The sequence below is a fragment of the Nocardia sp. JCM 38205 genome, from assembly GCF_058222935.1.
Genome location: NZ_JBYHFL010000002.1, coordinates 635,883 through 662,424, shown reverse-complemented (window position 1 = coordinate 662,424; position 26,542 = coordinate 635,883). Strand labels below are relative to the sequence as shown.

The 26,542-nt window shown below is 67.7% G+C and carries 30 protein-coding genes; 7 read left to right on the top strand and 23 right to left on the bottom strand.

The window, feature by feature from the left end; translation table 11 throughout:
• Nucleotides 1–114: 114 nt before the first annotated feature.
• The 3 genes from AC4HOU_RS09830 to AC4HOU_RS09820 are packed head-to-tail and all read right to left on the bottom strand — an operon-like array spanning nt 115 to nt 2,027.
• Nucleotides 115–849: a TetR/AcrR family transcriptional regulator gene (locus AC4HOU_RS09830; protein WP_324197364.1), complete on the bottom strand. Its 735-nt coding sequence runs from the start codon at nt 847–849 to the stop codon at nt 115–117.
• Nucleotides 850–904: 55 nt separating this feature from the next.
• Nucleotides 905–1,516, bottom strand: coding sequence for a PIN domain-containing protein (locus AC4HOU_RS09825; protein ID WP_195020185.1), 612 nt, complete (start codon nt 1,514–1,516; stop codon nt 905–907).
• A gap of 52 nt (nt 1,517–1,568) precedes the next feature.
• Complete coding sequence (locus tag AC4HOU_RS09820; RefSeq protein ID WP_195020186.1) at nt 1,569–2,027, bottom strand: helix-turn-helix domain-containing protein; 459 nt, start codon at nt 2,025–2,027, stop codon at nt 1,569–1,571.
• A gap of 186 nt (nt 2,028–2,213) precedes the next feature.
• Between AC4HOU_RS09820 and cutA the strand changes: the two genes are divergently transcribed.
• Nucleotides 2,214–2,552, top strand: a complete 339-nt coding sequence (gene cutA / locus AC4HOU_RS09815; protein WP_163817906.1) for a divalent-cation tolerance protein CutA — start codon at nt 2,214–2,216, stop codon at nt 2,550–2,552.
• On the opposite strand, the gene AC4HOU_RS09810 is transcribed toward cutA, so the two are convergent.
• Complete coding sequence (locus AC4HOU_RS09810) at nt 2,549–3,262, bottom strand: AraC family transcriptional regulator (protein ID WP_228815174.1); 714 nt, start codon at nt 3,260–3,262, stop codon at nt 2,549–2,551. The two genes, cutA and AC4HOU_RS09810, sit on opposite strands and share 4 nt — an antisense overlap.
• A gap of 16 nt (nt 3,263–3,278) precedes the next feature.
• On the opposite strand from AC4HOU_RS09810, the gene AC4HOU_RS09805 reads away from it, so the two are divergent.
• The gene (locus AC4HOU_RS09805; protein WP_228815175.1) at nt 3,279–3,845 is read left to right on the top strand and encodes a VOC family protein; all 567 of its coding nucleotides are present in this window, start codon (nt 3,279–3,281) and stop codon (nt 3,843–3,845) included.
• Between the two features lie 62 nt (nt 3,846–3,907).
• Here AC4HOU_RS09805 and AC4HOU_RS09800 read toward each other — a convergent pair whose 3' ends face one another.
• From AC4HOU_RS09800 to AC4HOU_RS09785, 4 genes are read right to left on the bottom strand one after another with little or no spacing between them, the layout of a single operon-like run.
• Nucleotides 3,908–4,381 (bottom strand): SRPBCC domain-containing protein, encoded by a 474-nt coding sequence (locus tag AC4HOU_RS09800; protein WP_163817900.1) that lies wholly within the window; start codon nt 4,379–4,381, stop codon nt 3,908–3,910.
• The gene (locus AC4HOU_RS09795; RefSeq protein WP_163817897.1) at nt 4,378–4,743 is read right to left on the bottom strand and encodes an ArsR/SmtB family transcription factor; all 366 of its coding nucleotides are present in this window, start codon (nt 4,741–4,743) and stop codon (nt 4,378–4,380) included. The genes AC4HOU_RS09800 and AC4HOU_RS09795 overlap by 4 nt, the downstream gene beginning before the upstream one ends.
• 51 nt (nt 4,744–4,794) lie before the next feature.
• A complete protein-coding gene (locus AC4HOU_RS09790; RefSeq protein ID WP_194991626.1) occupies nt 4,795–5,253 on the bottom strand; it encodes an NUDIX domain-containing protein in 459 nt (152 codons plus the stop codon).
• Nucleotides 5,254–6,168 (bottom strand): XRE family transcriptional regulator, encoded by a 915-nt coding sequence (locus AC4HOU_RS09785; RefSeq protein ID WP_194991627.1) that lies wholly within the window; start codon nt 6,166–6,168, stop codon nt 5,254–5,256.
• A 120-nt stretch (nt 6,169–6,288) separates the two neighbouring features.
• Here AC4HOU_RS09785 and AC4HOU_RS09780 point away from each other — a divergent pair, with 120 nt between their 5' ends.
• Both AC4HOU_RS09780 and AC4HOU_RS09775 read left to right on the top strand, forming a co-directional pair.
• Complete coding sequence (locus AC4HOU_RS09780) at nt 6,289–6,756, top strand: hypothetical protein (protein WP_195006840.1); 468 nt, start codon at nt 6,289–6,291, stop codon at nt 6,754–6,756.
• 6 nt (nt 6,757–6,762) lie between these two features.
• Nucleotides 6,763–6,954, top strand: coding sequence for a hypothetical protein (locus tag AC4HOU_RS09775; RefSeq protein WP_194992275.1), 192 nt, complete (start codon nt 6,763–6,765; stop codon nt 6,952–6,954).
• Between the two features lie 98 nt (nt 6,955–7,052).
• Here AC4HOU_RS09775 and AC4HOU_RS09770 read toward each other — a convergent pair whose 3' ends face one another.
• A complete protein-coding gene (locus tag AC4HOU_RS09770; protein ID WP_194992276.1) occupies nt 7,053–8,789 on the bottom strand; it encodes a GMC oxidoreductase in 1,737 nt (578 codons plus the stop codon).
• A 282-nt stretch (nt 8,790–9,071) separates the two neighbouring features.
• On the opposite strand from AC4HOU_RS09770, the gene AC4HOU_RS09765 reads away from it, so the two are divergent.
• A complete protein-coding gene (locus AC4HOU_RS09765; protein ID WP_194992277.1) occupies nt 9,072–9,863 on the top strand; it encodes a phosphatidylethanolamine N-methyltransferase family domain-containing protein in 792 nt (263 codons plus the stop codon).
• A gap of 45 nt (nt 9,864–9,908) precedes the next feature.
• On the opposite strand, the gene AC4HOU_RS09760 is transcribed toward AC4HOU_RS09765, so the two are convergent.
• The 7 genes from AC4HOU_RS09760 to AC4HOU_RS09730 all read right to left on the bottom strand — a co-directional run bounded on the left by AC4HOU_RS09760 (nt 9,909) and on the right by AC4HOU_RS09730 (nt 19,111).
• Nucleotides 9,909–10,529, bottom strand: a complete 621-nt coding sequence (locus tag AC4HOU_RS09760; RefSeq protein ID WP_163817377.1) for a TetR/AcrR family transcriptional regulator — start codon at nt 10,527–10,529, stop codon at nt 9,909–9,911.
• Nucleotides 10,530–10,533: 4 nt separating this feature from the next.
• Nucleotides 10,534–11,316, bottom strand: a complete 783-nt coding sequence (locus tag AC4HOU_RS09755) for an enoyl-CoA hydratase family protein (RefSeq protein ID WP_163817375.1) — start codon at nt 11,314–11,316, stop codon at nt 10,534–10,536.
• An 11-nt stretch (nt 11,317–11,327) separates the two neighbouring features.
• Nucleotides 11,328–12,488, bottom strand: coding sequence for an acyl-CoA dehydrogenase family protein (locus AC4HOU_RS09750; RefSeq protein ID WP_104362114.1), 1,161 nt, complete (start codon nt 12,486–12,488; stop codon nt 11,328–11,330).
• Nucleotides 12,489–12,568: 80 nt separating this feature from the next.
• Complete coding sequence (locus AC4HOU_RS09745; RefSeq protein ID WP_195020189.1) at nt 12,569–14,635, bottom strand: acetyl/propionyl/methylcrotonyl-CoA carboxylase subunit alpha; 2,067 nt, start codon at nt 14,633–14,635, stop codon at nt 12,569–12,571.
• Nucleotides 14,636–14,646: 11 nt separating this feature from the next.
• Nucleotides 14,647–16,245 (bottom strand): acyl-CoA carboxylase subunit beta, encoded by a 1,599-nt coding sequence (locus tag AC4HOU_RS09740; protein ID WP_163817370.1) that lies wholly within the window; start codon nt 16,243–16,245, stop codon nt 14,647–14,649.
• Complete coding sequence (locus tag AC4HOU_RS09735; protein WP_195020190.1) at nt 16,242–17,390, bottom strand: acyl-CoA dehydrogenase family protein; 1,149 nt, start codon at nt 17,388–17,390, stop codon at nt 16,242–16,244. The genes AC4HOU_RS09740 and AC4HOU_RS09735 overlap by 4 nt, the downstream gene beginning before the upstream one ends.
• Nucleotides 17,387–19,111 (bottom strand): acyclic terpene utilization AtuA family protein, encoded by a 1,725-nt coding sequence (locus AC4HOU_RS09730; protein WP_195020191.1) that lies wholly within the window; start codon nt 19,109–19,111, stop codon nt 17,387–17,389. Before AC4HOU_RS09730 ends, AC4HOU_RS09735 begins: the two co-directional genes overlap by 4 nt.
• Nucleotides 19,112–19,455: 344 nt before the next feature.
• Here AC4HOU_RS09730 and AC4HOU_RS09725 point away from each other — a divergent pair, with 344 nt between their 5' ends.
• On the top strand, nt 19,456–19,611 hold the full coding sequence (locus AC4HOU_RS09725) for a hypothetical protein (RefSeq protein ID WP_194992121.1): 156 nt from the start codon (nt 19,456–19,458) through the stop codon (nt 19,609–19,611).
• Between the two features lie 33 nt (nt 19,612–19,644).
• On the opposite strand, the gene AC4HOU_RS09720 is transcribed toward AC4HOU_RS09725, so the two are convergent.
• From AC4HOU_RS09720 to thiO, 6 genes are all read right to left on the bottom strand, one after another.
• A complete protein-coding gene (locus AC4HOU_RS09720) occupies nt 19,645–20,517 on the bottom strand; it encodes an adenylate/guanylate cyclase domain-containing protein (RefSeq protein WP_194992124.1) in 873 nt (290 codons plus the stop codon).
• 233 nt (nt 20,518–20,750) lie between these two features.
• On the bottom strand, nt 20,751–21,509 hold the full coding sequence (locus AC4HOU_RS09715; RefSeq protein WP_195020872.1) for an ABC transporter permease: 759 nt from the start codon (nt 21,507–21,509) through the stop codon (nt 20,751–20,753).
• Complete coding sequence (locus tag AC4HOU_RS09710) at nt 21,509–22,462, bottom strand: ABC transporter ATP-binding protein (protein ID WP_490724395.1); 954 nt, start codon at nt 22,460–22,462, stop codon at nt 21,509–21,511. Before AC4HOU_RS09710 ends, AC4HOU_RS09715 begins: the two co-directional genes overlap by 1 nt.
• A 242-nt stretch (nt 22,463–22,704) precedes the next feature.
• Nucleotides 22,705–23,478 (bottom strand): thiazole synthase, encoded by a 774-nt coding sequence (locus AC4HOU_RS09705; RefSeq protein WP_195020192.1) that lies wholly within the window; start codon nt 23,476–23,478, stop codon nt 22,705–22,707.
• Nucleotides 23,471–23,689: a sulfur carrier protein ThiS gene (thiS, locus tag AC4HOU_RS09700; RefSeq protein ID WP_163817359.1), complete on the bottom strand. Its 219-nt coding sequence runs from the start codon at nt 23,687–23,689 to the stop codon at nt 23,471–23,473. Before thiS ends, AC4HOU_RS09705 begins: the two co-directional genes overlap by 8 nt.
• Nucleotides 23,686–24,780: a glycine oxidase ThiO gene (thiO, locus tag AC4HOU_RS09695; RefSeq protein WP_195020193.1), complete on the bottom strand. Its 1,095-nt coding sequence runs from the start codon at nt 24,778–24,780 to the stop codon at nt 23,686–23,688. Before thiO ends, thiS begins: the two co-directional genes overlap by 4 nt.
• A 52-nt stretch (nt 24,781–24,832) precedes the next feature.
• On the opposite strand from thiO, the gene thiE reads away from it, so the two are divergent.
• Nucleotides 24,833–25,531: a thiamine phosphate synthase gene (thiE, locus tag AC4HOU_RS09690; protein ID WP_163817355.1), complete on the top strand. Its 699-nt coding sequence runs from the start codon at nt 24,833–24,835 to the stop codon at nt 25,529–25,531.
• A 57-nt stretch (nt 25,532–25,588) separates the two neighbouring features.
• Here the strand turns inward: thiE and AC4HOU_RS09685 are convergent, their stop codons facing one another.
• Nucleotides 25,589–26,281 carry an NUDIX hydrolase gene (locus AC4HOU_RS09685; RefSeq protein ID WP_195006843.1) on the bottom strand — a complete coding sequence of 231 codons (693 nt, stop codon included), beginning with the start codon at nt 26,279–26,281 and terminating at the stop codon, nt 25,589–25,591.
• Nucleotides 26,282–26,542: the final 261 nt, after the last annotated feature.

Sequence of the window (26,542 nt, the reverse complement as noted above, 5' to 3'; positions counted from 1 at the left end):
CGGCGCATACTGAGGTCGTCGCGAAGCACCGCTGGCCTCAACGGCGCGGCACAGCGAGAACAGCGTGGTTCGAGTGCACGCGGCACAGTTGGTCCAGCCGCGGGGCGGATTCGCTCACTCCGCGGTGAAAGCGAGGTGCAATGGCTGATCGGCATCGATGGTGAAACCGCTGAGCCTGGCATCCGCGCGGGCCAGGGCCGAGACCATCTCGGTGAGGTAAGCGACGAAACGCTCCACCGGCATCGGATCCTCGCGGAGGTTGGCGCCGAGCCACCAGTCGGTGGCCGAGGCCACCGCACCGAAAACCGAATAGATCACCAGCTCGACACCATTCGGGTCGATCGGACGTTCGTGCACCGTTCCCATGAACAGATCGGCCACCTGCCCGGCCGCCTGCCGCGCCGATAGCAGCGAACGCGGTGACTGCGCTGCACTGTCTCGGCGCTGGGCGAAATGCCCGTTCAGAATGAACCGGAAAACGTTCGGATGCTGCGTCACGACCGCCACGTATTCGTGCGCTCCACGCCGAATCAGTTCGCGCACAGGGTCATTGGTGAGATCGACGCCCTCGACGATCCGCTCCCACAGCAGGTCCCGCATCCGATCCACGATGGCGTCGTACAGATCCGCCTTATCCGCGAAATGCCGATACAGCTTGGGCTTTGCCGCCCCCGCCGCCTTGGCGATCTCCCCCATGCTGACCTCGGGCCCGACATCCCCCAGCGCCCGAAACGCCGCGTCGACGAATTCCGCCCGCACCTTCACCCGATGCTCGGCCCAGCGCTGCGTCCGCGCGTCCACCCGTCGCCCCGGAACCTCCCCCACCCCCCGGCCGCCGCGTTTCACCACGTCCGGGATCGTACTCACCGCCGGCCGACGCCAGCGGTCAGGGAGCCACCCGCCGTCACACCGCGGACAAAGAGGCGAGTACGCGCTCGGCATCCGCCGATTGCAGATGCTGCCTGATCCGTTCGGCAAACGCAGGCGCGCCTGCCTCACGCATCGCTTGAGGCAGTGCCTTCCCCCGGCGAGGAACCCAGTAGGCGAGCTGCTCACAGACCACTTTCCGCACAAGTCGGTGATTGTGGTCGTCGATCAGCGGGAAGAAGTCGTCGGCACTGTGTATCTCGTAGATCAGGTCGTCGATGCCCTCGAAGTCACAACCATTCGCGGTCAGCACGATGTCGATGTCGGCGTGGACGGCAGCACAGTGGACGTGGGCGTCGAACGAATCCGGATAGTCCAGCCCCTTGTCCACGGTGTATCCAGTGATCAGGCTGTTCTCACCAAAGGTCTGGGCGATCTTGCGACGGATACCTCCCACCTGCTCCTCAGCGAGAAATGGGTTGTTCCTTCGCCTGTGGTAGAGGGTTTCGGCCATGATGTCTTCGGTCCAGAAGACCTCGAACATCTCGTGGCCGCCGCGTAGGTAGAGCAGGCTGAGCCAATCTCGAAGAGTGCGGGAGTACAGAATGTTCGCGTCCACAAGCACTCTCGTCGCCCGCCCACCGATCATGCCGACATGCTACAAGTCGGCGAGCAGGCTACGGGTACAGATGGTCTCAGGTTCAGTCGAGCACGCCCCACTCTTCCTCCATGGCGCGGAGTTCGTCGAACGCCCTACTCTGGCGCTCCAATTGGGACCGCCGGAATGCGAGGACATCCCTGCTGTAGAGCCTGGTGTGCGAACCGACCTTGTGGGCTGGAATCTTGTTCTCCCGAACGAGTTTCATCAGAGATGGTCGCGAGACGCGCAGCATTTGCGCGGCGGCGGTTGTTGTCACCTCGTCCGGGATCGTGCCGATGGTGACCGTGGATCCGCGACCGATCAGCTCGACGATCTGCATGACGAGCGCCGACAGCTCGGGCGGCATCCTGAGGCATTGGCCGTCACCGGTGGACAGTGTGACACTCGCCGCCTGAGCTTCGGCGGCGCCGTCAGCGGAGGCCAGCACCTCGCGTGCCTGCTCGACCTCTCGCGGACTGACCGACACAGTGGCTCGCCCATCGCGATGCAGGGTCTCCATCAGTCCTCCTTCCCGAATGCGAATCGCTGTTGCTGCTGGTAGCACACTCAGCCTAGCCGTGTTTCAGTTATATGTGCAACCTTTTTCGGTTACAAATGGAGCAAGACCCCCGATCGGAGACCGAGTGAGAATGTCCCGACCGGCACAGCGTCAGCGCCCTCGGGGCCGCTGCGAGACAATGCCCTCATGTCCGAGGAAATCGTTGATGTCTCGATCACCGCGAACGATCCGGAATGGCTGGCCGAATTCACGCGGAGCCTGATCACCGACCGGCTGGCCGCCTGCGGCAATATCATCTCCGGTGTGCGGTCGATCTACCGCTGGAACGACGCCGTGCACGCCAACGGCGAGAACCTGGTGATCCTGCACACCCGGCGTTCACTGGTGAGCGCGATCATCGAACGCGCCGACGCCCAGCACGCCGACGAGACACCACAGGTGCTCGCCGTTCCGGTGGTGCAGGCGCATCCGGGGTACCGGCAGTGGGTGCTCGATTCCACCCTCGAGCCGACACTGTTCGCCTAGCCGGCGGCCGGGCGAACGGCCACCAGCTCGGCGGGCGTGTACGCGGTCAGCTTCCTGGATTCCCGGATCAGGTGCGGCTGGTCCGAATAGCCTGCGGCCGCTGCGAGTTCGGCAATGCTCGTGCCGGGTGCGGCTGCGGCGAGGCGGCGAAACCGCTGGAAACGCAGAATGCGGACGAGGGTCTTGGGTCCGTAGCCGAAGCTCTCGTCGAAGCGCCGGCGCAACGTGCGTTCGCTGAGGGCGAGTGCGCGGCCGAGAAACGGGATCAGTTGCGCCTGCGGCGGGGTGCCGCGCTCGATCAGCCGGTAGGCGGCGAGCATCGCAGGATCTGTTGTCCGCGAATCTCTTTCGACCGCCAGCAGCCGGGCGAGTGACGCTATCGTCGCCTCGGCCGAGGTCGCGTCGACCCGGCCCGCGAGGCGCCGAGCCCGGGCACCCAAGAACTCAGCGAGATCGACGCGCTGCCCCATCAGTTCCGATGCCGGGACGCCCAGCCAGGCCGACGCGGTAGCGGGCCGGAACCGCAGACCGCAGACGGTCGCACCAGCGGCGAGGACCTCGGTCTGCGGTTCCCGGTCGGGCCCCGCGACCCGCAGCCCGCCATCGATCCACTGCACATCGATGGTGGCGTCCGGGGTGATCAGCACCGGAACAGATCGCTGATCCGGCATCCGGTGGACCCAGGCCCAGCCGAAAGGTCCGATGGACATCGGCTGTTCCCGGTAGATGCCGACCGCGCCGGCGAGTTCCGCCCTCATCGGCAGTGGCCGAAACGTTCAATACCGGAGAGCCGAGGGCAAGCAGGATCGAATTCGAGCGGTCCGGGCCGGTACCGGGATCGCACCGAGTCGACGAAGGAGTTCAGCAGTGCAGCCACGAATCAGCGTCCTCACCATCGGTGTGGATGACCTGCGAAAATCGGTTGAATTCTATCGAGATGGGCTCGGCCTCGTCACCGAGGGGATCGTCGGCACCGAGTTCCCGCATGGATCGGTCGCGTTCTTCGACCTTCAGCCCGGGCTGAAACTGGCGCTGTACGCTCGCGCCGATATCGCCCACGATGCCGGCATCGACCGGTCGGATCGCAGCCCGACCGAGTTCACCATCGGCCACAATGTCGGCAGCCGCGCCGAGGTGGACCAGGTGATGGCGGCGGCGGCCGGGGCCGGAGCCCGGATCGTCAAATCGGCGCGGGACACCTTCTGGGGCGGGTATGCGGGCTATTTCCAGGACCGCGACGACCATTTGTGGGAGGTCGCGTTCAACCCCGCGTTTCTCCCCGAGCAGCAGTAGCCGTCACCTCGAATTCCGGCCGGGGCCGGAATCGACCGGCCGTCGCGGTCGACCCCGCGGCGTTAGGCCTGCGCGGTGAGGTATTCGACGAGGGCGTCGACGATGGTGCGGGTGCCCTCCTCGCGCTGGGCTCCGGTGTCGAAACCGTCCAGGTGAGCGCCGAATTCGACGAGCGTGAACTTGGTTCCGGTCGCGGTGGGCTCGAATTCCCAGGTGGCGACGGATGTGGAGATGTGCTGGCCGTTGACCCACATGTCGTAGGTGTAGACGATGCGTTCGTTATCGACGATGTCGGTGTAGGTGGCCACGAAACGCGAGGTCATCTTCTTCTCGAAGGTGCCCTCGTTGATCTCCTGGCCGCCGACCCGGAAATCGACCGAGACCTCACCCTGCTCCCAGCCTTCTTCATTGCCGAACCATTTGCTCTTGATGGTGGGGTCGGCAAAGGCCTGGAAGGCGACGGCGGGGGCGACGGGCACCTCGCGCTCGATGGTGAACTGGGCGTGGTTGATGGAACGGGTCACAGTGTCGGTCATGGTCGTTCTCCTTCGGTGGTGGTCGTTGATTCGGTGAGCAATGCCTCGAGCCGGTCCACCCGGCGCTCGGCCGGCGGACGCTGCCGCCGCATCCAGTCGATCGCGGGCCCGAAGGCACCGGGAACCAGCTGGTAGGTCCGCACCCGCCCGATCTTCGCCGAGCTGACGATCAGCCCGGCTTCCAGCGCCTTGAGGTGCTGCACGATCGTCGGCATGGCGACCTCGAACGGCGCGGCCAGATCCGAAACCGAAGCGGGCCCCTGCGCCAGCCGCTCCACGATCGCCCGACGAGTCGGATCGGTCAGCGCCCGGAACACACTGTCCAGGCTCCCGTCCGGCTCATCCCGTGAATACTTAGGCACATGCCTAAGTATTCACATCGTTGCGTCTTCGCGCAACCCCTGGATCAACTTTTAGAGCGCGATCTCCCCGTTCTCGAGGAAGACGGTCCGACCGGCTTTGTGTGCAGCGTGGGCATGCCGCAGTCGGCGGGTGAGGCGCGGGATCGTGTAGTCGGCCAGTTCGTCGACGTGGACCCATTGCCAGTGGTCGAGTTCGTCCAGCTGGAGTGTCACTTGCTGTTCGTCACCGAGCCCGCCGCAGTCGAAAACGAAGAGTATCTTGTCGCCGTCGGTGGGAGTCGGTGCCCAATCAAGCGCGAGCAGCCGCACGGGCGGACGGTCGATACCGAGTTCTTCCAGGACTTCGCGATGACATGCATCAGTCGGAGATTCGCCGGGCTCCACGTAGCCCCCGGGGATGTCCCAGCCGTTGCCGTATACCTTGTGCACGAGCAATACCTCGTCACCGCGCACGAATAGGGCGCCGGCAGCAAGACGCGCCCGGGCGAACAGCGGCTCTTCAGTCGACATTCAACACCTCACAATCCGCATTCGTTGGGCAAGACCCTGCAATGCGAACGGCGGGATTCCGCGCGTATTGCGCATCCAGGTAAGCACGAGTTGCCTGCTCAGGTAGTGATGACGGACTTGTTCGGGGGCCGCCTGCTCGGCCGCCAGAACAGCGGTGACCGATTCCTGTTTGCGGCCGGCGAGATTCAGTGCCCGCGCAAGTTCGAGCTGATGGCGAATGCGCCGCTCCAATGGGAGCGCGGAGGTGTCGATGGTCGGACCCAATCGCAGTGCGATCTGCACATCTCCGAGTTCCATTGCGGTACCGACCCTGTGGATGGCCACGTTGGATGGCCCGAACGCCGTCCACAGCCGATTCTGGTCACCGCCCAGCCGCGCGGCCGCGCGATCAGCTTCTGACAGAAACCCTTGCACAATGTCGCGTCTGTCGTCGCGGGCGCCTGCCATCGACCCGACGAGTAACAGCGTCCCGTACACGGAGAGCAGATCCTCACCCGCACCATTCAGATGCCGGTCCAAATAGCCCGCACCCGCATCCACGAGGTCGGCCGCAGGCCGGACACGACCGGTCGCCATCACGGCGAATGCCACCGATCTCAGCAGCGAGCCGACGATCACCGGATCGTCGGTGTGCTGTGCAGCGGCCAGCCCCCGCTCGGCAGCGTTCCACGCCAGATCGGTTTCGCCCAGCTTGGTCGCGACAGATGCTGCCGCCTGGTAGCTCAACGCCAATAGGCGGTGGCCGCTTCCGGTGTCATCGTTCCGGGCGAGGGTCATGGCGGCGGTCAACAGACTTGGCAGCCGCGACGCGGCCAGGCCGAACTTCGAAGCTTGATAAGCCTCGAACACGGCCGTCAAATCTCGCTGGACCGATGCAACATCGAAGGACGCGCGCCCTATGTCCGAGCCGCGCACCCAACAATCTTCCATCGAGCTGGTTCGGAGACCCCGGAAGGAAATTCTGGGGATCTGCGCCGATCAGGGCACAGGCTACGGGTCAAACCGAAACCACCAACGCTGGATGAGGCGGAACCCGTGAACAGCAATGAGTTGGAGGCCGTGCATGCGTGGGCTGCGTACTACCGTCAGCAGTTCCATCTTCCAGCCGAAGAACGCGGCGGTTACGTCCTGCTGCCCGTAACGCACACCGTCGGCATCGTGCATGTGCCGATGGTTCTCGCCGACAGAGTCATGGGATCAATGAGGGCTCGACACTGCTCCGGCCCTGTGCTGGCTCGTCATATCCGCCGGACCTTCGTCGCCGCCGTGGATTACTTGCCCGGACGCGAAGTTATGGAAGCGCTCAGCGGCCACGGCGTCTGCATACCCGTTGCCGGAACGGCGCTGATGCTTCCGACCGGACTCGGGCGCTGGACTCGCGAGGGTGCGTACTGGGTGGAGCAACCGAGACGTGACAAGCTCTTGCCGCCATTGTCGACCGTCGTCACCGCCACACTCGAGTCGACCGGCCGGGCGACCCCGTCGTCAGCCCATCGGCGGTGATTCACGATGGCGCACAAAACGTTCGTCCACGCGGACGGAGTGCTGGCCGAATCGATGTGTCAGGTCTATCTCGTGGACCTGACACCGGCGCGGGCCTGGGAGTTGCGGCATCTGCACCGATTCCATCGGCCCGACGAGTGCATCGTGCACCTCGAGGCGGCGTACCTATTGCTATTGGACGAGAGCGGTTGGCGATGATTCGCTTCGGGTGCTGCGCTCGACAGGAAAGACCGATGCTCGCCTGAGCGCCGTCAGAAACCGGTGGACAGGCGTGGGCCGCAGCGAGCGCGCGACGATTACGCGCCGACCGCGCCGGGTTTCGGGGTGGGCTGCGGCCCGAACCCAACGATCGGCAGGCGCAGCGCGGCCGGGGCGTGGGGTGGGACGATCGGGTGGCGGGGTGGGATCGGGGGGATGCGGCGGTGGGGGGTGCCCATGGGTGGGCGGGTGTCTTGTTCGCCCTTGTTCGGCCAGAGGGCGGCAGCGCGTTCGGCTTGGGCGACGATGGTCAGCGACGGGTTGACGCCGAGGTTGGCGGAGATGGCGGCGCCGTCGACGATGCTCAACGTGGGGTAGCCGTAGACGCGGTGGTAGGAGTCGATGACGCCGTGGTCGGGGTCGGCGCCGATGGCGCAGCCGCCGATGAAATGGGCGGTCATCGGGACGTCGAACAGGTCGGGCCAGGTGCTGCCAGCGGTGGCGCCGAGCTTCTCGGCGACGCGGCGGGTGGCCTCGTGACCTGCGGGAATCCAGGTGGGGTTTGGCTCGCCGTAGCCTTGTTTGCTGGCGAATTTGCGGCCGAACAACCCGCGCTTGGTGTAGGTGGTGATCGAGTTGTCGAGTGACTGCATGACCAGCAGAATCAGCGTGCGCTCGCTCCACTGCCGGGTGCGCAGCAGGCGGACGGTGCGGATCGGCTGCTTCAATGCCACCGGCAGCACCCGCACCCATGGCGGGATCCGGTGGCCGCCGTCGATGAGATAGGTCTGCAACAGGCCCATCGCATTGGAGCCCTTGCCGTAGCGCACGGGTTCGACGTGCGTATCGGGGGTGGGATGGAACGACGAGGTGATGGCGACGCCGCGAGTGATGTCCATATTCGGGTCGACCTCGGTGCGGCCGGCGCCGAGAATGGCCTCGGAATTGGTGCGGGTCAGCACGCCGAGCCGCTTCGAAAGGTTCGGCATGACGCCGGTGTCGCGCATCGTGAACAGCAGCCGCTGGGTGCCCCAGGTGCCGGCGGCCAGCACCACCCGACCGGCGCGGAAGGTGCGCTTCCCGCGCCGGGTCCAGGAACCGGTGCGGTGGGTGTCGACGAGCCAGGTGCCGTCGGGCTGGGGGCGGATCGCGGTGACCGTCGTCATCGGATGCACTTGCGCCCCAGCCTTTTCGGCGAGGCCGAGGTAATTCTTGACCAGCGTGTTCTTGGCGCCGTGCCGGCAGCCGCTCATGCATTCGCCGCATTCGATACAGCCGGTGCGGTCCGGTCCCACTCCGCCGAAATAGGGGTCGGGCACGGTTTTGCCCGGCTCGCCGAAATACACACCGACAGGCGTGGGCACGAACGTCTCGCCGACGCCCATGTCCGTGGCCACCGCCCGGATGACGTCGTCGGCGGGCGTCATATGCGGGTTGCGCACCACCCCGAGCATTCGCGCCGCCTGCTCGTAGAACGGGCTCAGCTCGTCGTCCCAGTCGGTGATATCGGCCCACTGCCGATCGGCGAAGAATGCGGGACCTGGTTTGTACAGGGTGTTCGCGTAGTTCAACGATCCCCCGCCCACTCCGGCGCCGGCCAGGATGAAACAGTCGCGCAGCCGGTGAATGCGCTGAATGCCGTAGCAGCCGAGCTTGGGCGCCCAGAGATATTTGCGCATATCCCAGTTCGTCGCCGCGAACTCGTGGTCGGCGAAACGCCGCCCCGCCTCGAGCACCGCGACCCGATAGCCCTTCTCCGTCAGCCGCAGCGCCGACACGCTGCCACCGAACCCGGAACCGACGATGAGAACGTCGACATCGAGTTCCCCGCTCATCTGCCACCTCCGCCGCCGACGTTAACAGCCGTGGACGTGCGGTTACCCAAAATTGTGCAGTATCGCAACAGTCGCGCGGCGCCCGTTCCGACGCGTCACAATGCGCCCGTCGAGCGGCGACGCCGCGTGCTCCGCCGGCGGATGACCGGAGCGCAGCACCGAACGGAACGGCACGGACGCCGCGCGGCGTGCGATCCGGGTATCGACACAAACTAGAACGTGTTCTACTTTGTTGGTGTCGGCCGAGGCCGGCCCCGCTTCGTCTCGACACCGAGGATCTCGATGGATTGGTACACCGGAAACACCGTTTACGACACGGTGCTGACAATCGCCTTCGTCTTCGCGGCGTTCGTCATCGTGGGCGGGCTGTTCGTGCAGAGCCCGTACGGGCGCTTCGCTTCGGCGAATATCGGCTTCAATCTCAACCCGAAGCTCGGCTGGTGGTTGATGGAGATTCCCGCCACCATCGTCTTCGCCGTGTTCTACCTGACCGGGCCGGACCGCTTCGAGCCCGTTCCGCTGGTCCTGGCCGGAATCTGGCTGTTGCACTATGCCAACCGCGGCTGGTTCTTCCCGCTGTCGATCCGGCAGGTGCCCGGCAAGCGCAGCAGTTTCAACATTTCCGTGCTGTCGGCCGGCGTTTTCGTCACGGCCGTGCACGGCTACCTGAACGGTTCCTTCTTCAGCCACGACTATCTCGACCAGTACGGGACGCAATGGCTGACCGATCCGCGCTTCCTGATCGGCGTCGTGGTCTATCTCGCGGGGTTCTCGCTGTTGGTCCGATCGGAATGGATCGTGCGGAATCTGCGGGACAAGAACGATCCGGGCGCGACCGAATACCGCATCCCGTTCGGTGGCGGATTCCGGTTCGTGAGCAGCCCGGCCTATCTGGGCGAACTGGTGGCCTGGGCGGGTTTCGCACTGCTCACGTGGTCGCTGGCCGGTGTGGTCATCTTCCTGATCACCGCGGGCAATCTGGTGCCGCGTGCGTTGGCGACGCACCGGTGGTACCGGGAGAAGTTCGCCGACTATCCGCGTGAGCGGAAAGCCTTGGTGCCGTATCTGATCTGAGCACCGGACGAACCGACGCGCCGAACCCGGCGGCTCGGCAGGTGCCTACACCGCACGCCCGTTCTCCAGCGCCGCGTGCAGCGTCACCGCCCACTGGTGGACGATCTGCTTACGGCGCGCGGAGTCATCGGTCAGCACGTCGGCGAGCCCGAGGCCACGAGCCATGTCCAGGGTGGCCTGGACCAGGTGGTGGGCCACCGGATCCGCATCGTCGACGCCGAGCGCCTCGACCGCACGGCGGTGCGAGACCCGGCCGAACCGCGCCTCCAGCGGGACGATGCGTTCGCGCAGTGCCGGGTCGGCGGCGGCGTGGGTCCACACCTGCAGGGCCGCTTTGAACAGCGGGCTGGTGTAGGACTCCACCAGACCCGCCACCACGGCCTCGGTGCGCCCGACACCGACGGCGGTGGCGGCAACGGTCGCCGCCTCCGCCTTGGCCTGCTCGGTCCTGGTGTCGAACATGTACTCCAGCGCCGCGGTGATCAGGTCTTCCCTGGTGGGGAAGTGGTGCTGGGCGGCCCCACGCGACACCCCGGCGCGCTCGGCGACGACGGCCACCGTCGCGGCCGCCCAGCCCATCTCGGCCAGACAGTCGATGGTCGCCTCGAGCAGCCGCTGCCGGGTGGCCCGGCTGCGGTCCTGCTTCGGTTCGTGGGGTGTCGCCATGGGCCTATTGTGCCCAGCTGGGTGGGCGCTTCTGCAGGAAGGCCGTCATGCCTTCGATCACCTCGGGGGTGCCGAAGAAGCTGCCGGAGCGCTGCGCGAGTTCCTCGGCTTCGGCATCGAACCCGGCCAGCAATGCGGCATTGACCAGCTTCTTCGATTCCGCCAGCCCCTGCGGTGAGCCCTTGCGCAGCTCCCCGCACAACCGCTTGACCTCGGCCGCGGCATCGTCGGCGGCAATGGTGACGAGCCCGATCTCCTGCGCCACCGCAGTGTCGAATTTCTCACCGGTGAGGTAGTAGCGACTGGCCGCACGCTGGTTCAGCCGCGGCAGCAGAGTCAACGAGATCATGAACGGCGCCATGCCGATCCGCACCTCGGTGAGCGCGAAACTGCTGGACGGACCGGCCACCACCAGATCGCAGGCGGCAATGATGCCCATGCCGCCCGCCCGCACATTGCCGTCGATCTGCGCGATCACCGGCTTCGGCGCGGCCACCAGTCCGCGCAGCACGTCGATCATCTGGCGGGTGCGCTGATCGGCCGCGGTGGCGGGATCGGAGTTCGCGGCCTCGCTCAGATCCGCGCCGGCACAGAAGGTAGTGCCGGTGTGGGTGAGGACGATGCCGCGCACGGCGGAATCGTCGACTGCGCGCTCGATCCCGGCCAGCAGTTCGCGAACCAGCTTGGACGACAGCGCGTTCCGGTTGTGCGGTGAATCGAAGGTCAGCGTGGCGAACCCGTCGGCCACCTCGTAGCGCACGAACGGCGCATCGGTTGTCTCGGTCATGATTGCTCGGCTCAGTAGGACTTCGGCAGACCCAGCGAATGCTGGGCGACGAAGTTGAGGATCATTTCCCGGCTCACCGGCGCGATCCGCGCGATGCGTGCCGCGCCGAGCATGGCGGCCAGGCCGTATTCGCTGGTCAGACCGGCGCCACCGTGGGTCTGGATGGCCTGGTCGAGAGCCTTGATACTCGCTTCGCCCGCCGCGTACTTGGCCATGTTGGCGGCCTCGGCGGCGCCCATCTCATCGCCGGCGTCGTAGAGGGTGGCGGCCTTCTGCATCATCAGTTTGGCCTGTTCGAGCTCGATCTTCACCTGCGCCAGTGGATGCGCGATGCCCTGGTGCGCGCCGATCGGCGTCTTCCAGACGGTGCGTTCCTTGGCGTACTCGACCGCTCGGTCGATGGCGTAGCGGCCCATGCCGACGGCCATCGCGGCACCCATGATGCGCTCCGGGTTCAGCCCGGCGAACAGCTGCATGAGTGCGGCGTCCTCCTTACCGACCAGGGCGCTCGCGGGCAGGCGGACGTCGTCGAGGAACAGCGTGAACTGGTGATCCGGCTCGATGATGTCCATCTCCTGCGGCGTCTTCTGGAAGCCGGGAGCGTCGGTGGGGACGATGAACAGCGCCGGCTTGAGCTTGCCGGTCTTGTGGTCCTCGGTACGCGAGACGATGAGCACGGCCTCGGCCTGATCGACGCCGGAGATGAAGATCTTGCGGCCGTTGAGGATCCAGTCGTCGCCGTCGCGGCGGGCGGTGGTGGTGATCTGATGCGAGTTGGACCCCGCGTCCGGTTCGGTGATGCCGAAGACCATCTTGCCGCTGCCATCGGACAGCTTCGGCAGCCAGGCCGCCTTCTGCTCGTCGGTGCCGTACTTGGTGATGATGGTGCCGCAGATGGCCGGGGAAACCACCATGAGCAGCAGGCCCGCGCCCTGAGCGGCCAGCTCCTCCATCACCAGCGCGAGCTCGTACATGCCCGCACCACCGCCGCCGTACTCCTCGGGCAGGTTGACGCCGAGGAAGCCGAGCTTGCCCGCCTCGGCCCACAGTTCGTCCAGCGGCTCGTTGGCGCGTGCCTTGGGAAGCACGTAGTCGCGGTAGTTGTACTTCGAGGCGAGTGCGGCGACGGCGGCCCGCAGTTCCTTGCGCTCGTCGGATTCGATGAAGCTCATTCCCTACTCCTGTGTCCAATTGGTCATGACCGGGGGCCCTACGTGGTTACGCTTCGCTGCCGCCTCCGGGCCTGACCCGGTCATGACGGATCTTCCGAGGGCTCGTCCACCACGGCGAGCACCGCGCCGACCTCGACCTGCTGGCCGACGGTCACATTGAGTTCGGTGAGGACGCCGGTGGCCGGGGCGACGATGGTGTGTTCCATCTTCATCGCTTCCAGCCACAGGATCGGCTGCCCGTGTTCGACCTGATCGCCGACGGCGGCGCCGAGCCGGATCACGCTGCCGGGCATGGGCGCGAGCAGCGAACCGGCGGCCACCTGATCGGCCGGGTCGGTGAAGCGCGGCAGCCTGCGCACGGCGACCGGGCCGAGCGGAGAGTCGACGCAGACCAGATCGCCGTACCGGGAGACCTCGAACTGCCTGCGCACCGGCCCGCGCTCACCGGGAACCCCGAGCACCACCCGTTCGGGCGACAGGTCGATCAGCTCGAGACCCTCATGGCCCTCGATCTGCACACCGGTACGGGTGAACCGGTAGCGCACCTCGTGGGTACCGCTGACGCGACTCTCATATGACTTGGTCTGCGGAGCAGAGGCGAGATTGCGCCAGCCACTGGGGATTCCGCCGTCCACGCGGGCGGCGCGACGGTTGGCCGCGGAATCGGCCAGCGCAGCCGCCACGATGGACAACGCCTCGTCGGCCTCGCTGACCAGCGGCGCCGACAGCGCCTCGAGACCGTGCGTATCGAAGAATGCGGTGTCGGTGTCACCGGCAAGGAAGGCCGGATGCCGCAGCACCCGTACCAGCAGGTCACGGTTGGTGACCAGGCCGTGCACCTTCGCCCGCTGCAGGGCGGTGGCCAGCAGATGTGCGGCCTCGGCGCGGGTCTCGGCGTAGGAGATGACCTTGGCCAGCATCGGGTCGTAGTGCACGCCGACCACCGAACCGTCCACCACGCCGGTATCGAGTCGCACACCCGGCTGTTCCAGGACGGTGAATTCACCTGCGGTGAACGGGATGTCGAGCTTGTGCACCGGCCCGCTCTGCGGCTGCCAATCATGGGACGGGTCCTCGGCGTAGAGCCGTACCTCGATGGAATGCCCGCGCTTGGCAGGCTGCACCGGCGGCAGCGGCAGCCCCGACGCCACCTGCAACTGCAACCGCACCAGGTCGAGTCCGGTGGTCTGCTCGGTGACCGGATGCTCCACCTGGAGACGGGTGTTCATCTCCAGGAAGAAGAAATCGCCCTTCTCGTCGGCCAGGAATTCGACGGTGCCGGCTCCCTCGTAGCCGATCGCCTCGGCGGCCAAGCGCGCGGCTTCGAAGAGCCGGTCCCGCATGCTGCGTCCATCTGCGCCGCTCACGGCCCCTGCGTGGTTACGCTCCGCTGCCGCCTGAGCTCGCAGCGCGTCGATCTTCTCGACCAGCGGCGACGGCGCTTCCTCCACGACCTTCTGATGACGACGCTGAATCGAGCATTCGCGCTCGCCGACGGCCCAGGTGGTGCCGGCGGTATCGGACATGATTTGGACCTCGATATGCCGCCCGGTCTCCAGGTACCGCTCGCAGAACACCGTCGGATCGCCGAACGCCGATTCGGCCTCGCGCCGCGCCGCCTCGATCTGGCCGGGCAGCTCGCTCAGCTCACGCACCACGCGCATGCCCCGGCCACCACCACCGGCCGAGGCCTTGATCAGCACCGGCAGCTGATCCTCGGTGACCTCGGCCGGATCCAGTTCGGCCAATACCGGAACACCGGCGGCGTCCATCATCTTCTTGGATTCGACCTTCGAGCCCATCTGCTCGATGGCGGCCACCGGCGGACCGATCCACACCAGGCCCGCATCCAGCACCGAACGCGCGAATACGGCGTTCTCGGAAAGGAATCCGTAGCCAGGATGAATCGCGTCGGCTCCGGCGGACAGTGCCGCCTCGATGATCAGCTCACCGCGCAGATAGGTCTCACCGGGGGTATTGCCGGGCAGCCGGATCGCGGCGTCGGCCTCGGCCACATGCGGGGAGTCGGCGTCGGCATCGGAGTAGACCGCGGTGGTGGCGATGCCCATGCGACGGCAGGTGGCGAACACCCGGCGCGCGATCTCACCGCGATTGGCGACCAGGACATTGGTAATCGGAGTTGTCATCGCCGAGCGCCTCACATTCGGAAGACGCCGAAGCCCTCGGCGCCCTGGATCGGGGCTGTGTGAATGGCCGACAACGCCATTCCCAGCACGGTGCGGGTATCGCGCGGATCGATGATGCCGTCGTCGTAGATCCGGCCGGACAGGAACATCGGCAGCGATTCGGCCTCGATCTGCGCCTCCACCATCGCGCTCATCGCGGCGGCGCCGTCCTCGTCGAAGGTCAGGCCCTTCGCCTCGGCGGCGGCGCGCTGCACGATGGTGATGACGCCCGCCAGCTGCGCACCGCCCATCACGGCGGACTTGGCACTCGGCCAGGCGAACAGGAAACGCGGATTGAACGCGCGCCCGCACATGCCGTAATGGCCCGCACCGTAGGAGGCGCCGATCAGCAGCGAGATGTGCGGCACCTTCGAATTCGACACCGCGTTGATCATCATCGAGCCGTGCTTGATGATGCCGCCCTGCTCATACTCCTTGCCGACCATGTAGCCGGTGGTGTTGTGCAGGAACAACAGTGGCGTATTGGACCGGTTGGCCAGCTGGATGAACTGGGTGGCCTTCTGCGATTCCTCGGAGAACAGCACACCGCGCGCGTTGGCGAGGATGCCGATCGGGTAGCCGTGCAGTTCGGCCCAGCCGGTGACCAGGCTCGATCCGTACATCGGCTTGAACTCGTCGAAATCGGAGCCGTCGACGATGCGGGCGATCACCTCGCGCGGATCGAACGGGATCTTCAGATCCGATGGCACGATCCCGAGCAGTTCCTCCGGGTCGTACAGCGGCGAGATCACCTCCGCGCGCGGCTGCGGGCCCTGCTTCTTCCAGTTCAGCCTGCGCACGATGGCGCGGCCGAGCCGGATGGCGTCCTGCTCGTCGGCGGCGAAGTAATCGGCCAGACCCGAGACGCGGGCGTGCATTTCGGCACCACCGAGGGATTCGTCGTCGGATTCCTCACCGGTGGCCATCTTCACCAGCGGCGGGCCGCCGAGGAACACCTTGGCACCCTCCTTGACCATCACCACGTAATCGGACATGCCGGGGATGTAGGCGCCACCCGCCGTGGAATTGCCGAACACCAGCGAGATGGTGGGAATGCCCGCCGCCGAGGCCTGGGTGAGATCGCGGAACATCGCACCACCCGGAATGAACACTTCCTTCTGGGTGGGCAGATCGGCACCGCCGGACTCCACCAGCGAGATCACCGGCAGCCGGTTCTGCTTGACGATCTCGTTGATTCGCAACGTCTTACGCAACGTCCACGGGTTCGAGGTACCGCCGCGCACCGTCGGATCCGGCGCCACGATCATGCATTCGACGCCCTCGACCACACCGATACCGGCGATGGTCGACGCACCCACCTGGAATTCGCTGCCCCAGGCGGCCAGCGGGCACAGCTCCAGGAACGGCGAATCCTCATCGAGCAGCAATTCGATGCGCTCACGCGCGGTGAGCTTGCCGCGCTTGTGATGCCTTGCCACCTTGTCCGGGCCGCCACCGGCGATGGCCTTGGCGAATTCGGCCTCCAGCTCGGCGAGCTTGCCCGTCATCGCCTCCGCGGCCGCGGTGTATTCCGGCGACGACGGGTCGAGGGTGGATCGGAAGGTCGTCATGACTGGTACCCCAATACTTTCGACGCCAGCATGGTCAGGATCTCGTTGGTGCCACCGCCGATGCCGAGGATGCGGACATCGCGGTAGATGCGTTCGATCTCGGATTCGCGCATGTAGCCCATGCCGCCGTGCAGCTGCACGCCCTGGTTGGCCACCCATTCGGCGGTCTCGACGGCGGTGTTCTTGGCGTGGCACACCTCCGCGATCAGGTTCTGCTCCCCCGCGGTGTGCCGCTCGACCAGTGCGCGGGTGTACACCCGGGCCAGGTCGACGCGGCGGTGCATCTCGGTGAGCGTCATCTGTACCGATTGGCGGCTGATCAGCGGACGGCCGAAGGTCTCACGGTTGCGGCACCATTCGAGGGTCAGGTCCAGCGCGCGCTGCGCCTGCGCGTACGCCTGCACCGCGAGGCCGACCCGCTCGCTGACGAACGCCGTGGCGATCTGGGCGAATCCGGTGTTCTCCGCGCCCACCAGGTTGTCCACCGGCACCCGCACATCCTGATAGGACAGTTCGGCGGTGTCGGAGGCCAGCCAGCCCATCTTCTCCAGCCTGCGCGCCACCGTGAAGCCCGGCGTATCGGTGGGCACGATGATCAGCGAAACCCCACCCGCGCCCGGCCCGCCGGTGCGCACCGCGGTGACCACGAAATCGGCGCGGCAGGCCGAAGTGATGAAGGTCTTGGCGCCGTTGATGACGTAGTGGTCGCCGTCGCGGACCGCCGAGGTGGTGAGGTGCCCGACATCGGAGCCGCCGCCCGGTTCGGTGATCGCCAGCGAACCGATCAGGTCGCCGGCCAGCGTCGGCTTCACCCAGCGCTCGATCTGTTCGGTATTGCCGGACCCGATGATGTGCGGAACCGCGATACCGCAGGTCATCAAGGATGCCCAGGCGCCGCCGGAGGCGCCCGCCTGGTGGAACTCCTCGCAGAGAATGACCGTTTCGATCGCATCACCGCCGGACCCACCCGCGGATTCCGGGAACTCGAGGCCGAGCAAGCCGAGTTCGCCCGCCTTCTTGTGCAGTTCGCGCGGGAGTTCGCCGCCGCGCTCCCAGGCGTCGAGGTCGGGCAGGATCTCCCGCTCGACGAACCGGCGCACGGTGGCGCGCAACTCTTTTCGTTCCGGCGTATCCCAGACGCTCATCGGGCACCCTCTAGCAACTCGGTCGGAATATCGACATGACGGGAGCGCAGCCATTCGCCGAGCCCCTTGGCCTGCGGATCGAAACGGGCCTGGTAGGCCACGCCCTTGCCGAGCAGGCCGGAGATGATGAAATTCAGCGCCCGCAGGTTCGGCAGCACATGCCTGGTGACCTCGAGCGAGGCGGTTTCCGGCAGCAGCTCACGCAGCCGCTCGACGGTGAGCGTGTGCACCAGCCAGCGCCACTGCTCGCCGGTGCGCACCCACACGCCGATATTGGCGTCGCCGCCCTTGTCGCCGCTGCGGGCCAGCGCGATGCTGCCCAGCGGGGCGCGCCGAGTGTCGTTGCCGGTGAAGGGTTCCGGAAGCTGCGGGGTCGGCACCGGCTCGAGCGCGCGGGTGTCGGAGGCCTGGGCGATATCGACCCGGGTGCCGTCGGCCAGCACGGCGATATGTGGCACCTCGCTCGCGTCGACGAAGCCCGGCGTGTACACGCCGTAGGGCGAACCGTTGCCCGGCAGGGTGGTGAAGCTACAGCCCGGGTAGCTGGCCAGTGCCAGCTCGACGGCGACGCTGGAGAAGGCCCGGCCCACCTTGTTCGGATCCGGATCGCGCACCACGCAGCGCAGCATGGCGCTGGCCTGTTCCTCGGTGTCGGCGTCCGGACGGTCCAGGCGGGCGAGGGTCCAGTCGAGTTCGGCGGGGCGCACGGTCAGCCAGGATTCCAGCTGACGTTGCGCCAGTTCGGCTTTCGCTTCGATATCGAGCCCGGTGAGCACGAACTCCATCTCATTGCGGAACCCGCCGAGCGTATTGAGCGAGACCTTCAACTGCGGCGGCGGCGCTTCGCCGGTCACGCCGCTGATCAGCACCCGGTCGGTGCCCTCCTGCTCCACGCGAATGGTGTCGAGCCGGGTGGTCACGTCGGGTCCGGCGTAGCGCGCGCCCTGGATTTCGTACATGAGCTGGGCCTGAACCGTGTCGACGGTGACCGCGCCGCCGGTGCCCGGATGCTTGGTGATGACGCTGCTGCCGTCGCGGCGGATCTCGGCGATCGGGAATCCGGGGCGGCCGAGGTCTTCGAGTTCGGTGAAGAAGGCGTAGTTGCCGCCGGTGGCCTGGGTGCTGCATTCGATGACGTGCCCCGCCACCACCGCGCCCGCGAGCCGGTCGTAGTCGGTGCGTTCCCAGCCGAAGTGCGCGGCGGCCGGGCCGACGATCACCGAGGCGTCGGTGACCCGCCCGGTGACGACGATGTCGGCACCGGAATTCAGGCATTCCACGATGCCCCACGCGCCGAGGTAGGCGTTGGCGGTGAGCGGGGAGCCCAGCTCGAGTTCGGCGGCGCGACCGGACAGATCGTCGCCCTCGACATGCGCGATCTTGGCATCCAGGCCCAGCTCGGCGGCGACCTTGCGCAGTTTCTCGGCCAGGCCGGCCGGGTTGAGCCCACCCGCATTGGTGACGATCTGGACATTGCGTTCCAGCGCCAGTGCGAGGCATTCCTCGATCTGCTTGACGAAGGTCTTCGCGTAGCCGAGGCTCGGATCCTTCATCCGGTCCCGGCCGAGGATCAGCATGGTCAGTTCGGCGAGATAGTCGCCGGTCAGCACGTCGAGCGGGCCGCCTTCGAGCATCTCGCGCATCGCGCTCAACCGGTCGCCGTAGAACCCGGAACAGTTGCCGATCCGGATGACGTCCGGATCGTCGGCCAGCCTACTCATCAGCGGTATGCCTCCTGTCGCGCTGGGTCGGGCCGTCGCGGCGATCGCGGGCCACCGCCACGGCGCCCGGAATCCGCGTACGGCACCAGCATCACAGGCAGTCAGGAAAAAATCAAGCTTGCGTGCTTGTTAATTGAGAGCTATCGTCCGCGGCGCATCGTCGCAGGCGAGAAGGCCGGCGGTAGCGGGAGGGCACAGCGGCAGACGCCGCCGCCAGGCGGCAGACAAGCCGCCGCCGGCATCACGGCCCACCCGAGGCAGCCGGTCCGTACCGAGGCCGACGACAGCCCGGCCGGGACGGCCCGACTGCGGGCGCGCGGCCCACAGACGGCACAATCGGCGTCATGTCCTCCAATGTCGCCGTGGTCTTTCTCTTCGCTCTCGCCGGATTCCTCATCGGCGGGGCGTACACGACCTGGAAGACAGCACGTCCACTGGCCATCGCCCTTGGCGTGTGCGCGGTACTGGCGGCGGTGGGCGCGGTCGTCTGGCTCATCTGAACGGCGAGCCCCGAAGTTCCCGGCCGCGAATGATCAAACAGAGGTGAGCCGGAAGATGCGTAGGTCTTCGGGCACACCGCTCAACGGCGCGGCGAACATCCCCCGCCGATACGGCTTCACCGTGTACCCGAGTTCTTCGAGCACCCCCGGCGAAACCGAGCGCAGGGTGGCCTCCGACAGCATGGTGCGGCCGTTGCCGCCCGCTTCCATCACCCGTGCCGCGATGGTGACGTCGACGCCGAGCCAGTCGCCGCCGATCTCCCTCGGTGTGCCGGTGTGCAGGCCGATCCGCATCTGCGGGGTATAGCCGTCCACGCTCACCTCGGCCAGCGCCCGTTTGGCCGCCACGGCCGCCTTCACCGCCGCGTCAGCGGTGGGGAACACGGCCATGACGCCGTCACCCATGCGTTTCACCACCTGACCGCCCCGTTGGGCGATGGGCGGCTCGATGGCCTTTGCCACCCGGCGCAGCAGTTCGAGGGTGGCCTCGTCACCGGCCGACAGCGACCATCGGGAGAACGACACCAGGTCGGTGAACATGACGGTGACTTCCTGGCTGCCCCGGCCGCGCCCCACCCGCTCCAGCGCCGCCTGCCAGACCTGAAGCGCGCCGAATCCGATCTCCCGGGCCGCACTCGGACGGGGACCGACGAACTTCTCCGCAGCCCGCGCGACCGCTCGCGGGCCGCCGGGACCCGAGACCGAGAGCGGATCACCGAAGGACGGATCGCCGGGGAGCTGTTCGCGGGCCTTGCGTAGCGCGCCGATCACGTCCGGGCGCTGATTGGCCGCCGTCATCAGGGCCGCGATCGCGCGCGGCCGGTGGCGACGGGAGGGCCCGGCTTCCGCCGGGGAGTCGACCGCGCCGGGATCGGCGCCGTTCGCTTCCGGTTCCGGTCCGGACACCGCACCGCCGGAAGGTGTTCTGCTCACGCCCCGAGGGTATCCCAGCCGCCCCGCACCGGTGACGCCCGTGAACGGCGCCGGCCCGGTGCGAAAGTTCGCACCGGGCCGGAAAGTACCGCACCGTCCGCCGGGCAGTGGCGGACGGTGCGAGGGGCCGCGGACCTCCCGACAAGGTCTGCTACCCACAACCCGAGTGGCGAGGGAGGGCTACTCGGGTAGTCCATATATTCGGGCTAGGCGTCGCGCTCGTTCACCGCGAACAGCGAAGCACCGAACACGATCGCGACGAAGGCGACGAAGTAGAGCAGGCTGCCCCACACGTTCCAATGCCAGTTGCCCACGGGCTCTTCCACCGCGAGGAAACGGTTGGCGTTGGCGAAGGGCAGGAACGGGGTGACGTTGCGGCCGAAGCTGCCGAAGGCGCCGAGCAGCGGCTCGATGAGCAGCGACCACAGCACGATCAGCGAGATGGCCGCCGCCGACTGCCGCACCAGCACACCGACCGCGATGGCCAGCGCCACACACAGGAAGGTGTAGATGGGCAGGCCGTAGATCGTGCGCCAGTGGCCTTCCAGCACCAGCGTGGCGGAGGCTTCGGACCCGCCGACCAGCTTGCCGACCAGGAACGCGCCGAACGCGAGCACCGTGGTGAGCACGGCGCCGTAGAACCCGACGAGCGCGGTCTTGGTGAGGATCACCAGGTTGCGGTTCGGCACCGCCTGGAACGTGGTGCGGATAACGCCGAAGCGGTATTCGCTGGTCACCGTGAGCGCCGCCATGATCATCAGCACCATGACGCCGAAACCGGACACGCCCGCGGTGACGGTGCCGATGTCGAGCGAGGGCACCTCACCCGATTCGGTCCCCGCCGTGCGCACGACCAGCGCGAACAATGCCGCGAGGCCGAGGCCGAGCACGACGACGATCGCCGAGCACCACCACGGCGACCTGGTCGAGGTCAGTTTGATCCGTTCCGCTTCCAGCACGCCGATCACAGCGCACCTCCCATCACCTGATCGTCGGTCCCGACGCCGCCACCGTGGTACTGCACGGCGCCGCCGGTCATCCGCATGAACGCCTCCTCCAGCGAGGCCCGCTGCGGCGCGAGTTCGAACAGCGTGATGTCGTTCGCGCCCGCCAGCTTGCCGACCGCGTCACTGGTGACACCGGCGATCATGAGGGCGGGGCCGTCCTGGCCGGTGCCGTCCTCGCGCACGGTCATGCCGTTGGAGGTGAGAATGCTGCGCAGCTGATCCAGCTGCGGGCTGCGCACCCGCACCGACGACTCGGAGGCGCGGTCGATGAATTCCTGGGTGGTCGAATCCGAGATGAGCTTGCCGCGCCCGATCACCACCAGGTGTTCGGCGGTCTGGGCCATCTCCGAGAGCAGATGGCTCGACACCAGCACGGTGCGGCCCTCCGCGGCCAAGCGCTGCATGAACCGGCGGATCCACAGGATGCCCTCCGGGTCGAGGCCATTGACCGGCTCGTCGAACAGCAGCACCGGCGGATCGCCGAGCAGGGCGCCGGCCAGGCCGAGTCGCTGGGACATGCCGAGGGAGAATCCGCCCGCGTTCTTACCGGCGACCTCGGACAGGCCGACCAGCCGCAGCACCTCCTCGACCCGCGATTTCGGGATGCCGTTGGAGGCGGCCATCCACTGCAGGTGAGCGCGTGCGGAGCGGTTGGGATGCACCCATTTGGCGTCGAGCAGGGCGCCCACTTCGCGCAGCGGATGGTCGAGGTCGTGGTACGGCCTGCCGTTGATCAGGGCGGTTCCGGCGGTCGGCCGGTCCAACCCGAGGATCATGCGCATCGTGGTCGACTTGCCCGCGCCGTTCGGTCCGAGGAAGCCCGTCACCTGTCCGGGACGAACGGTGAAGGTCAGATCCTGAACCGCGACGGTCTGCCCGTAGTGCTTGGACAGGCCCTTCAGTTCGATCATGCCTACAGCATTGCGCAGATCGCGCCGGCGCGCGTCGGTATAAAGGCTTGTCGTCGGTCATCCTCGAGGATGATCCGTCCCTCGGTGGTACCCCGGGTCGACCCCGAGGGACCGCTGACCGTCGCCGAGGGCGGCACACCGCCGGCGACCGGTCACCGCCGACTCTCCGGCGATGACAGACGAACGGCGGGGCTGTGCATGGCGGCGAATCGGTCTGCCGTCGCGTCAGCCGGGCGAAACGATCAGCCGAGCGCGGGCGAGGACGCCTGCGCCCAGAACCGCTTCGGGATGCGACCCGCCTCGCGGGCCAGCCGTCCCGCGCGCACAGCGTCGGCCATGGCGGCGGCCATGAGAGCCGGTTGCCTGGCGCGGGTGACGGCCGTGGCCAGCAGCACGGCCGAGCAGCCGAGTTCCATGGCCAGCGCGGCATCGCTCGCGGTACCGATCCCGGCGTCCAGGATCACCGGGACACCCGCCTCGGCCACGATCATCTCGATATTGTGCGGATTGCCGATGCCGAGGCCGGTGCCGATGGGAGCGCCGAGCGGCATCACCGCCGCACAGCCCGCCTCTTCGAGCCTGCGAGCCAGGATCGGATCGTCATTGGTGTAGGGCAGCACCACGAAACCGGCGTCGACCAGCTTTTCCGCGGCGTCGAGCAGTTCGATCGGATCGGGCAGCAGGGTGCGCTCATCGGCGACGACCTCGAGCTTGACCCAGTTGGTGTCGAGCGCCTCGCGGGCCAACTGCGCGGTGAGCACCGCCTCGGCGGCCGTGCGGCAGCCCGCGGTGTTCGGCAGCGGGGCGATATCGAGGCGCTTCAACAGATCGAGCACGCCGGTGCCGCCCGCCGCGTCGACCCGGCGCATGGCGACGGTGGTCAGCTCGGTACCGGAAGCCACCAGGGCCTCCTCCAGCACGGCCAGGCTCTCGGCGCCGCCGGTGCCCATGATGAGCCGGGAGCCGAACTGCCTGCCCGCGATCTCGAGCGGGGTATCGGCGGCCAGGTCAGCCACCTTGAACCGCCGTCAGCACGTCGATCTGCCAGCCGCGGCCGACCGGCTCGTCCCAGCGCGATTTCGGGAACACCGCACCGTCGACGGCCAGCGCCACACCCTGACAGGGCAGATCGAGCCGAGTGAGCAGTTCACGCACGGTGAGCGGTTCGGCGAACTCGTGGTCCCGGCCGTTCACGGTGACACCGATGGGCACAGATATCGCGGTCATCGAACTCCTCCTGCGGATGGGACAGCCGGCGCGGACGGCGCCGAGAAGCGTTGCGGATCAGCGGAAGCCACCTCGGGCAGCGGGGCGCCCGCCAGCTCGGCGAGCACCGCGTCGGCGGTGATGGCGGTGGTGAGCATGCCGTTGCGGCCGTGGCCGGTGGCGGCGATGATCCGGTCGGTGAGCCTGCCGATCAGCGGCAGATTGTCCGGTGTGCCCGGGCGCGAACCCGCATTCGCCTCGACCAGTTCGTATTCGCCGATACCGGGCAGGATGGCTTCGGCGTCGGCGATCAGGTCGCGGACGCCGCCGACGGTGACGGCCCGATCGAAGCCCGCCTCGTATTGCGTTGCGCCGACCACGATTCCGTCTTCGCGCGGCACCAGATACACCGGCCTGCCGTGCACCCGGGCCCGGATCACCCGGTTCGGAACGGGCTGTGCACCCGGCCGATGCCGCAGCCGCAGGATCTCGCCCTTGACCGGACGAACGGGCAGCATCGGGCACAGCCGAGCCGAGGCGGCGCCTGCGGCCAGCACGATCTGATCGTGCGGCAGGGCATCGATGTCGTCGACGGCTTCGGCCCGCACCTCGACCCCGACGGCGTCGACGGCCACCCGTAGCGCACCGAGCAACAGCCGGTTGTCGATGGCGGGTTCGGCGGTGGCGAGCATGCCTGCCCGGACGGTGCGGGCCAGTCCCGGCTCGAGTTCGCGCACCCCCGCGCGGTCGAGGATGCGCAGATCGTGGCCGTGGCCGCCGACCCAATCGGCGATGGTGTGCAGGTCAGCGGCATCGGCGGCGTCCAGCGCCACCGTCAGGGTCTGTTCGGCGACGTACACGTCGGTGCCGGTGGTGGCTTCGAGCCGCGCCGCGAAGGCGGGCCAGTGCGCGAGGGCGGCGGCGCCGAAGGCGAGGACGGCGTCCTCACCGGGCCAGCCCTCCGACAGCGGCGCCAGCATTCCGCCGGCTACCCAGGAGGCGCCGGAGGCGACGGCCGGATCGAACAGGGTGACCGTCCACCCGGCCTCGCCGGCCCGCCATGCCGCGGCGAGCCCGATGGCGCCGCCACCGACGACGGCCAGAGTGGGCATCGGTTCCTCCTCGTGTTCGCATACCCACGGTAGCGCGGCTACGGTCGAAGGCGTGCAACCCTCCCACCCGAACCGACCGCTGCCGCCACGGGAGCGCCTGGCTACCGCGCGGTTGTATCTGTGCACCGACGCCCGCAGGGAAAAGGGCGATCTGGCCAAGTTCGCCGAGGCCGCGCTCGCGGGCGGGGTCGACATCATCCAGCTACGCGACAAGGGGTCACCGGGCGAGCAGAAGTTCGGCCCGCTCGAGGCCAAGGCCGAACTCGGCGCCCTCGCCGAATTGAAGGCCGCCGCCCGCAGGCACGGTGCGCTCGTCGCGGTGAACGACCGGGCCGATCTGGCGCTGGCCGCCGGCGCGGACGTGCTGCATCTCGGTCAGGGCGATCTGCCGCCGTGGTACGCCCGGCGCATCCTCGGCCCCGACGTGGTGATCGGCCGCTCCACGCACAATCGCGCCCAGGCCGGGCTCGCCGCCATCGACGAGCACATCGATTACTTCTGCACCGGGCCGGTCTGGGCCACGCCCACCAAACCGAACCGGCAGGCCGCCGGGATCGACCTGGTCCGCTCGACCGCTGAAGCGCATCCGACCCGTCCCTGGTTCGCCATCGGCGGTATCGATACGCAGAACCTGGCGGAAGTGCTGGCCGCCGGGGCCGACCGGGTCGTGGTGGTGCGGGCGATCACCGAGGCTCGTGACCCGGAAGCCGCGGCGCGGGAGTTGAAAGCGGCGTTGCTCGCGAACGTTTGACCGCGACAGCGGCAGCGCGTGGGGCCCGCGCCCGGCACGTGGCAGGCCGATCGCCGATCAGGACAGGATCTGGCCCGTGGTCAACGCCAGCGTGGTCGACGTCTCGACCTGGTGCGCTGCGATGTCCTTCGCGGTCAGCTCCGCGAGCCCCTCGACGATCGTCGCGAAATCGCCCGGCCCGTCGGCCACCGCGTGCAGCCAGATGAAGCCCTGCTCGGCGAGGTCGACGGTGCGTGGGAGGGCCGCGGCCAGGGCCGGAGCCTGGGCGATGCCCGCCAGATCGACGCGCGCGGGCACGGCGCGCAGTTCGGGCCAGGCCAGCGCGAAACCCGGGTGCAGGGGGCGGGCGTCCACTTCGTCTTCCGGTACCCAGGCCAGCTCGACGCTCTCCCGGTTCGCACTGGTCGCCAAGGTGTGCGCCGCGTCGGCGACGACGGTCGTATAGGTCCAGCCACTCGGCGCGCAAGCCGTCACCCGTTCGGCGCGCACCCGCACGTCGGTCGAGGCGATTCCGGCTTCCTCCCATGCCTCGCGGACCGCGGCGTGCATGGGTGTCTCATGGCTGTCGCGTGCCCCGCCGGGCAGCGCCCATGTGCCGCCCTGGTGGCTCCACGGGGCACGATGCTGCAACAGGACCGCCGAGCCGCCGCCCTCCAGCGGCGCCCGCAGCAGTAGGCCGGCAGCCCCGAACTTTCCCCAGTGGCGGACCCCATCCGGTCCGCGCGACCAGCCGTCGCCGTCACCACGCATTTCGCACCATCCTCGTCACCTGGCACTCCCTATAGTGCCGCACGCGCCGCCTCGTGTGGGCGGCCTCCGCGCGACACCCGGCGAACCCGGCCGGGAACGGCGACACGCCACACACATCGGCCTCATGGCACTAACCTTGGCCGGTTGACGACGCCGACGACCGGTCACCGAGGCCGGATGAGTTGTCGGCGCACGGGACGGGGCCGGACAGAATAGGCTCCGAAACAGCGCAAACAGGCGCCCCTGAGCGGGGAGGTGGAC

What these genes read in the sequence shown, in the direction of transcription:
- AC4HOU_RS09745 (WP_195020189.1), bottom strand. Translation starts at nt 14,635, where the DNA reads ATGACAACTCCGATTACCAATGTCCTGGTCGCCAATCGCGGTGAGATC.
- AC4HOU_RS09760 (WP_163817377.1), bottom strand. Translation starts at nt 10,529, where the DNA reads ATGGCGACACCCCACGAACCGAAGCAGGACCGCAGCCGGGCCACCCGG.
- thiS (WP_163817359.1), bottom strand. Translation starts at nt 23,689, where the DNA reads ATGACCGCGATATCTGTGCCCATCGGTGTCACCGTGAACGGCCGGGAC.
- AC4HOU_RS09765 (WP_194992277.1), top strand. Translation starts at nt 9,072, where the DNA reads ATGGATTGGTACACCGGAAACACCGTTTACGACACGGTGCTGACAATC.
- AC4HOU_RS09685 (WP_195006843.1), bottom strand. Translation starts at nt 26,281, where the DNA reads ATGCGTGGTGACGGCGACGGCTGGTCGCGCGGACCGGATGGGGTCCGC.
- thiO (WP_195020193.1), bottom strand. Translation starts at nt 24,780, where the DNA reads ATGCCCACTCTGGCCGTCGTCGGTGGCGGCGCCATCGGGCTCGCCGCG.
- AC4HOU_RS09710 (WP_490724395.1), bottom strand. Translation starts at nt 22,462, where the DNA reads ATGATCGAACTGAAGGGCCTGTCCAAGCACTACGGGCAGACCGTCGCG.
- AC4HOU_RS09820 (WP_195020186.1), bottom strand. Translation starts at nt 2,027, where the DNA reads ATGGAGACCCTGCATCGCGATGGGCGAGCCACTGTGTCGGTCAGTCCG.
- AC4HOU_RS09800 (WP_163817900.1), bottom strand. Translation starts at nt 4,381, where the DNA reads ATGACCGACACTGTGACCCGTTCCATCAACCACGCCCAGTTCACCATC.
- AC4HOU_RS09735 (WP_195020190.1), bottom strand. Translation starts at nt 17,390, where the DNA reads ATGAGCGTCTGGGATACGCCGGAACGAAAAGAGTTGCGCGCCACCGTG.
- AC4HOU_RS09810 (WP_228815174.1), bottom strand. Translation starts at nt 3,262, where the DNA reads ATGTCCATCGGACCTTTCGGCTGGGCCTGGGTCCACCGGATGCCGGAT.
- cutA (WP_163817906.1), top strand. Translation starts at nt 2,214, where the DNA reads ATGTCCGAGGAAATCGTTGATGTCTCGATCACCGCGAACGATCCGGAA.
- AC4HOU_RS09755 (WP_163817375.1), bottom strand. Translation starts at nt 11,316, where the DNA reads ATGACCGAGACAACCGATGCGCCGTTCGTGCGCTACGAGGTGGCCGAC.
- AC4HOU_RS09775 (WP_194992275.1), top strand. Translation starts at nt 6,763, where the DNA reads ATGGCGCACAAAACGTTCGTCCACGCGGACGGAGTGCTGGCCGAATCG.
- AC4HOU_RS09805 (WP_228815175.1), top strand. Translation starts at nt 3,279, where the DNA reads ATGCCGACCGCGCCGGCGAGTTCCGCCCTCATCGGCAGTGGCCGAAAC.
- AC4HOU_RS09725 (WP_194992121.1), top strand. Translation starts at nt 19,456, where the DNA reads ATGTCCTCCAATGTCGCCGTGGTCTTTCTCTTCGCTCTCGCCGGATTC.
- AC4HOU_RS09790 (WP_194991626.1), bottom strand. Translation starts at nt 5,253, where the DNA reads ATGTCGACTGAAGAGCCGCTGTTCGCCCGGGCGCGTCTTGCTGCCGGC.
- AC4HOU_RS09740 (WP_163817370.1), bottom strand. Translation starts at nt 16,245, where the DNA reads ATGACGACCTTCCGATCCACCCTCGACCCGTCGTCGCCGGAATACACC.
- AC4HOU_RS09825 (WP_195020185.1), bottom strand. Translation starts at nt 1,516, where the DNA reads ATGATCGGTGGGCGGGCGACGAGAGTGCTTGTGGACGCGAACATTCTG.
- AC4HOU_RS09750 (WP_104362114.1), bottom strand. Translation starts at nt 12,488, where the DNA reads ATGAGCTTCATCGAATCCGACGAGCGCAAGGAACTGCGGGCCGCCGTC.
- AC4HOU_RS09730 (WP_195020191.1), bottom strand. Translation starts at nt 19,111, where the DNA reads ATGAGTAGGCTGGCCGACGATCCGGACGTCATCCGGATCGGCAACTGT.
- AC4HOU_RS09770 (WP_194992276.1), bottom strand. Translation starts at nt 8,789, where the DNA reads ATGAGCGGGGAACTCGATGTCGACGTTCTCATCGTCGGTTCCGGGTTC.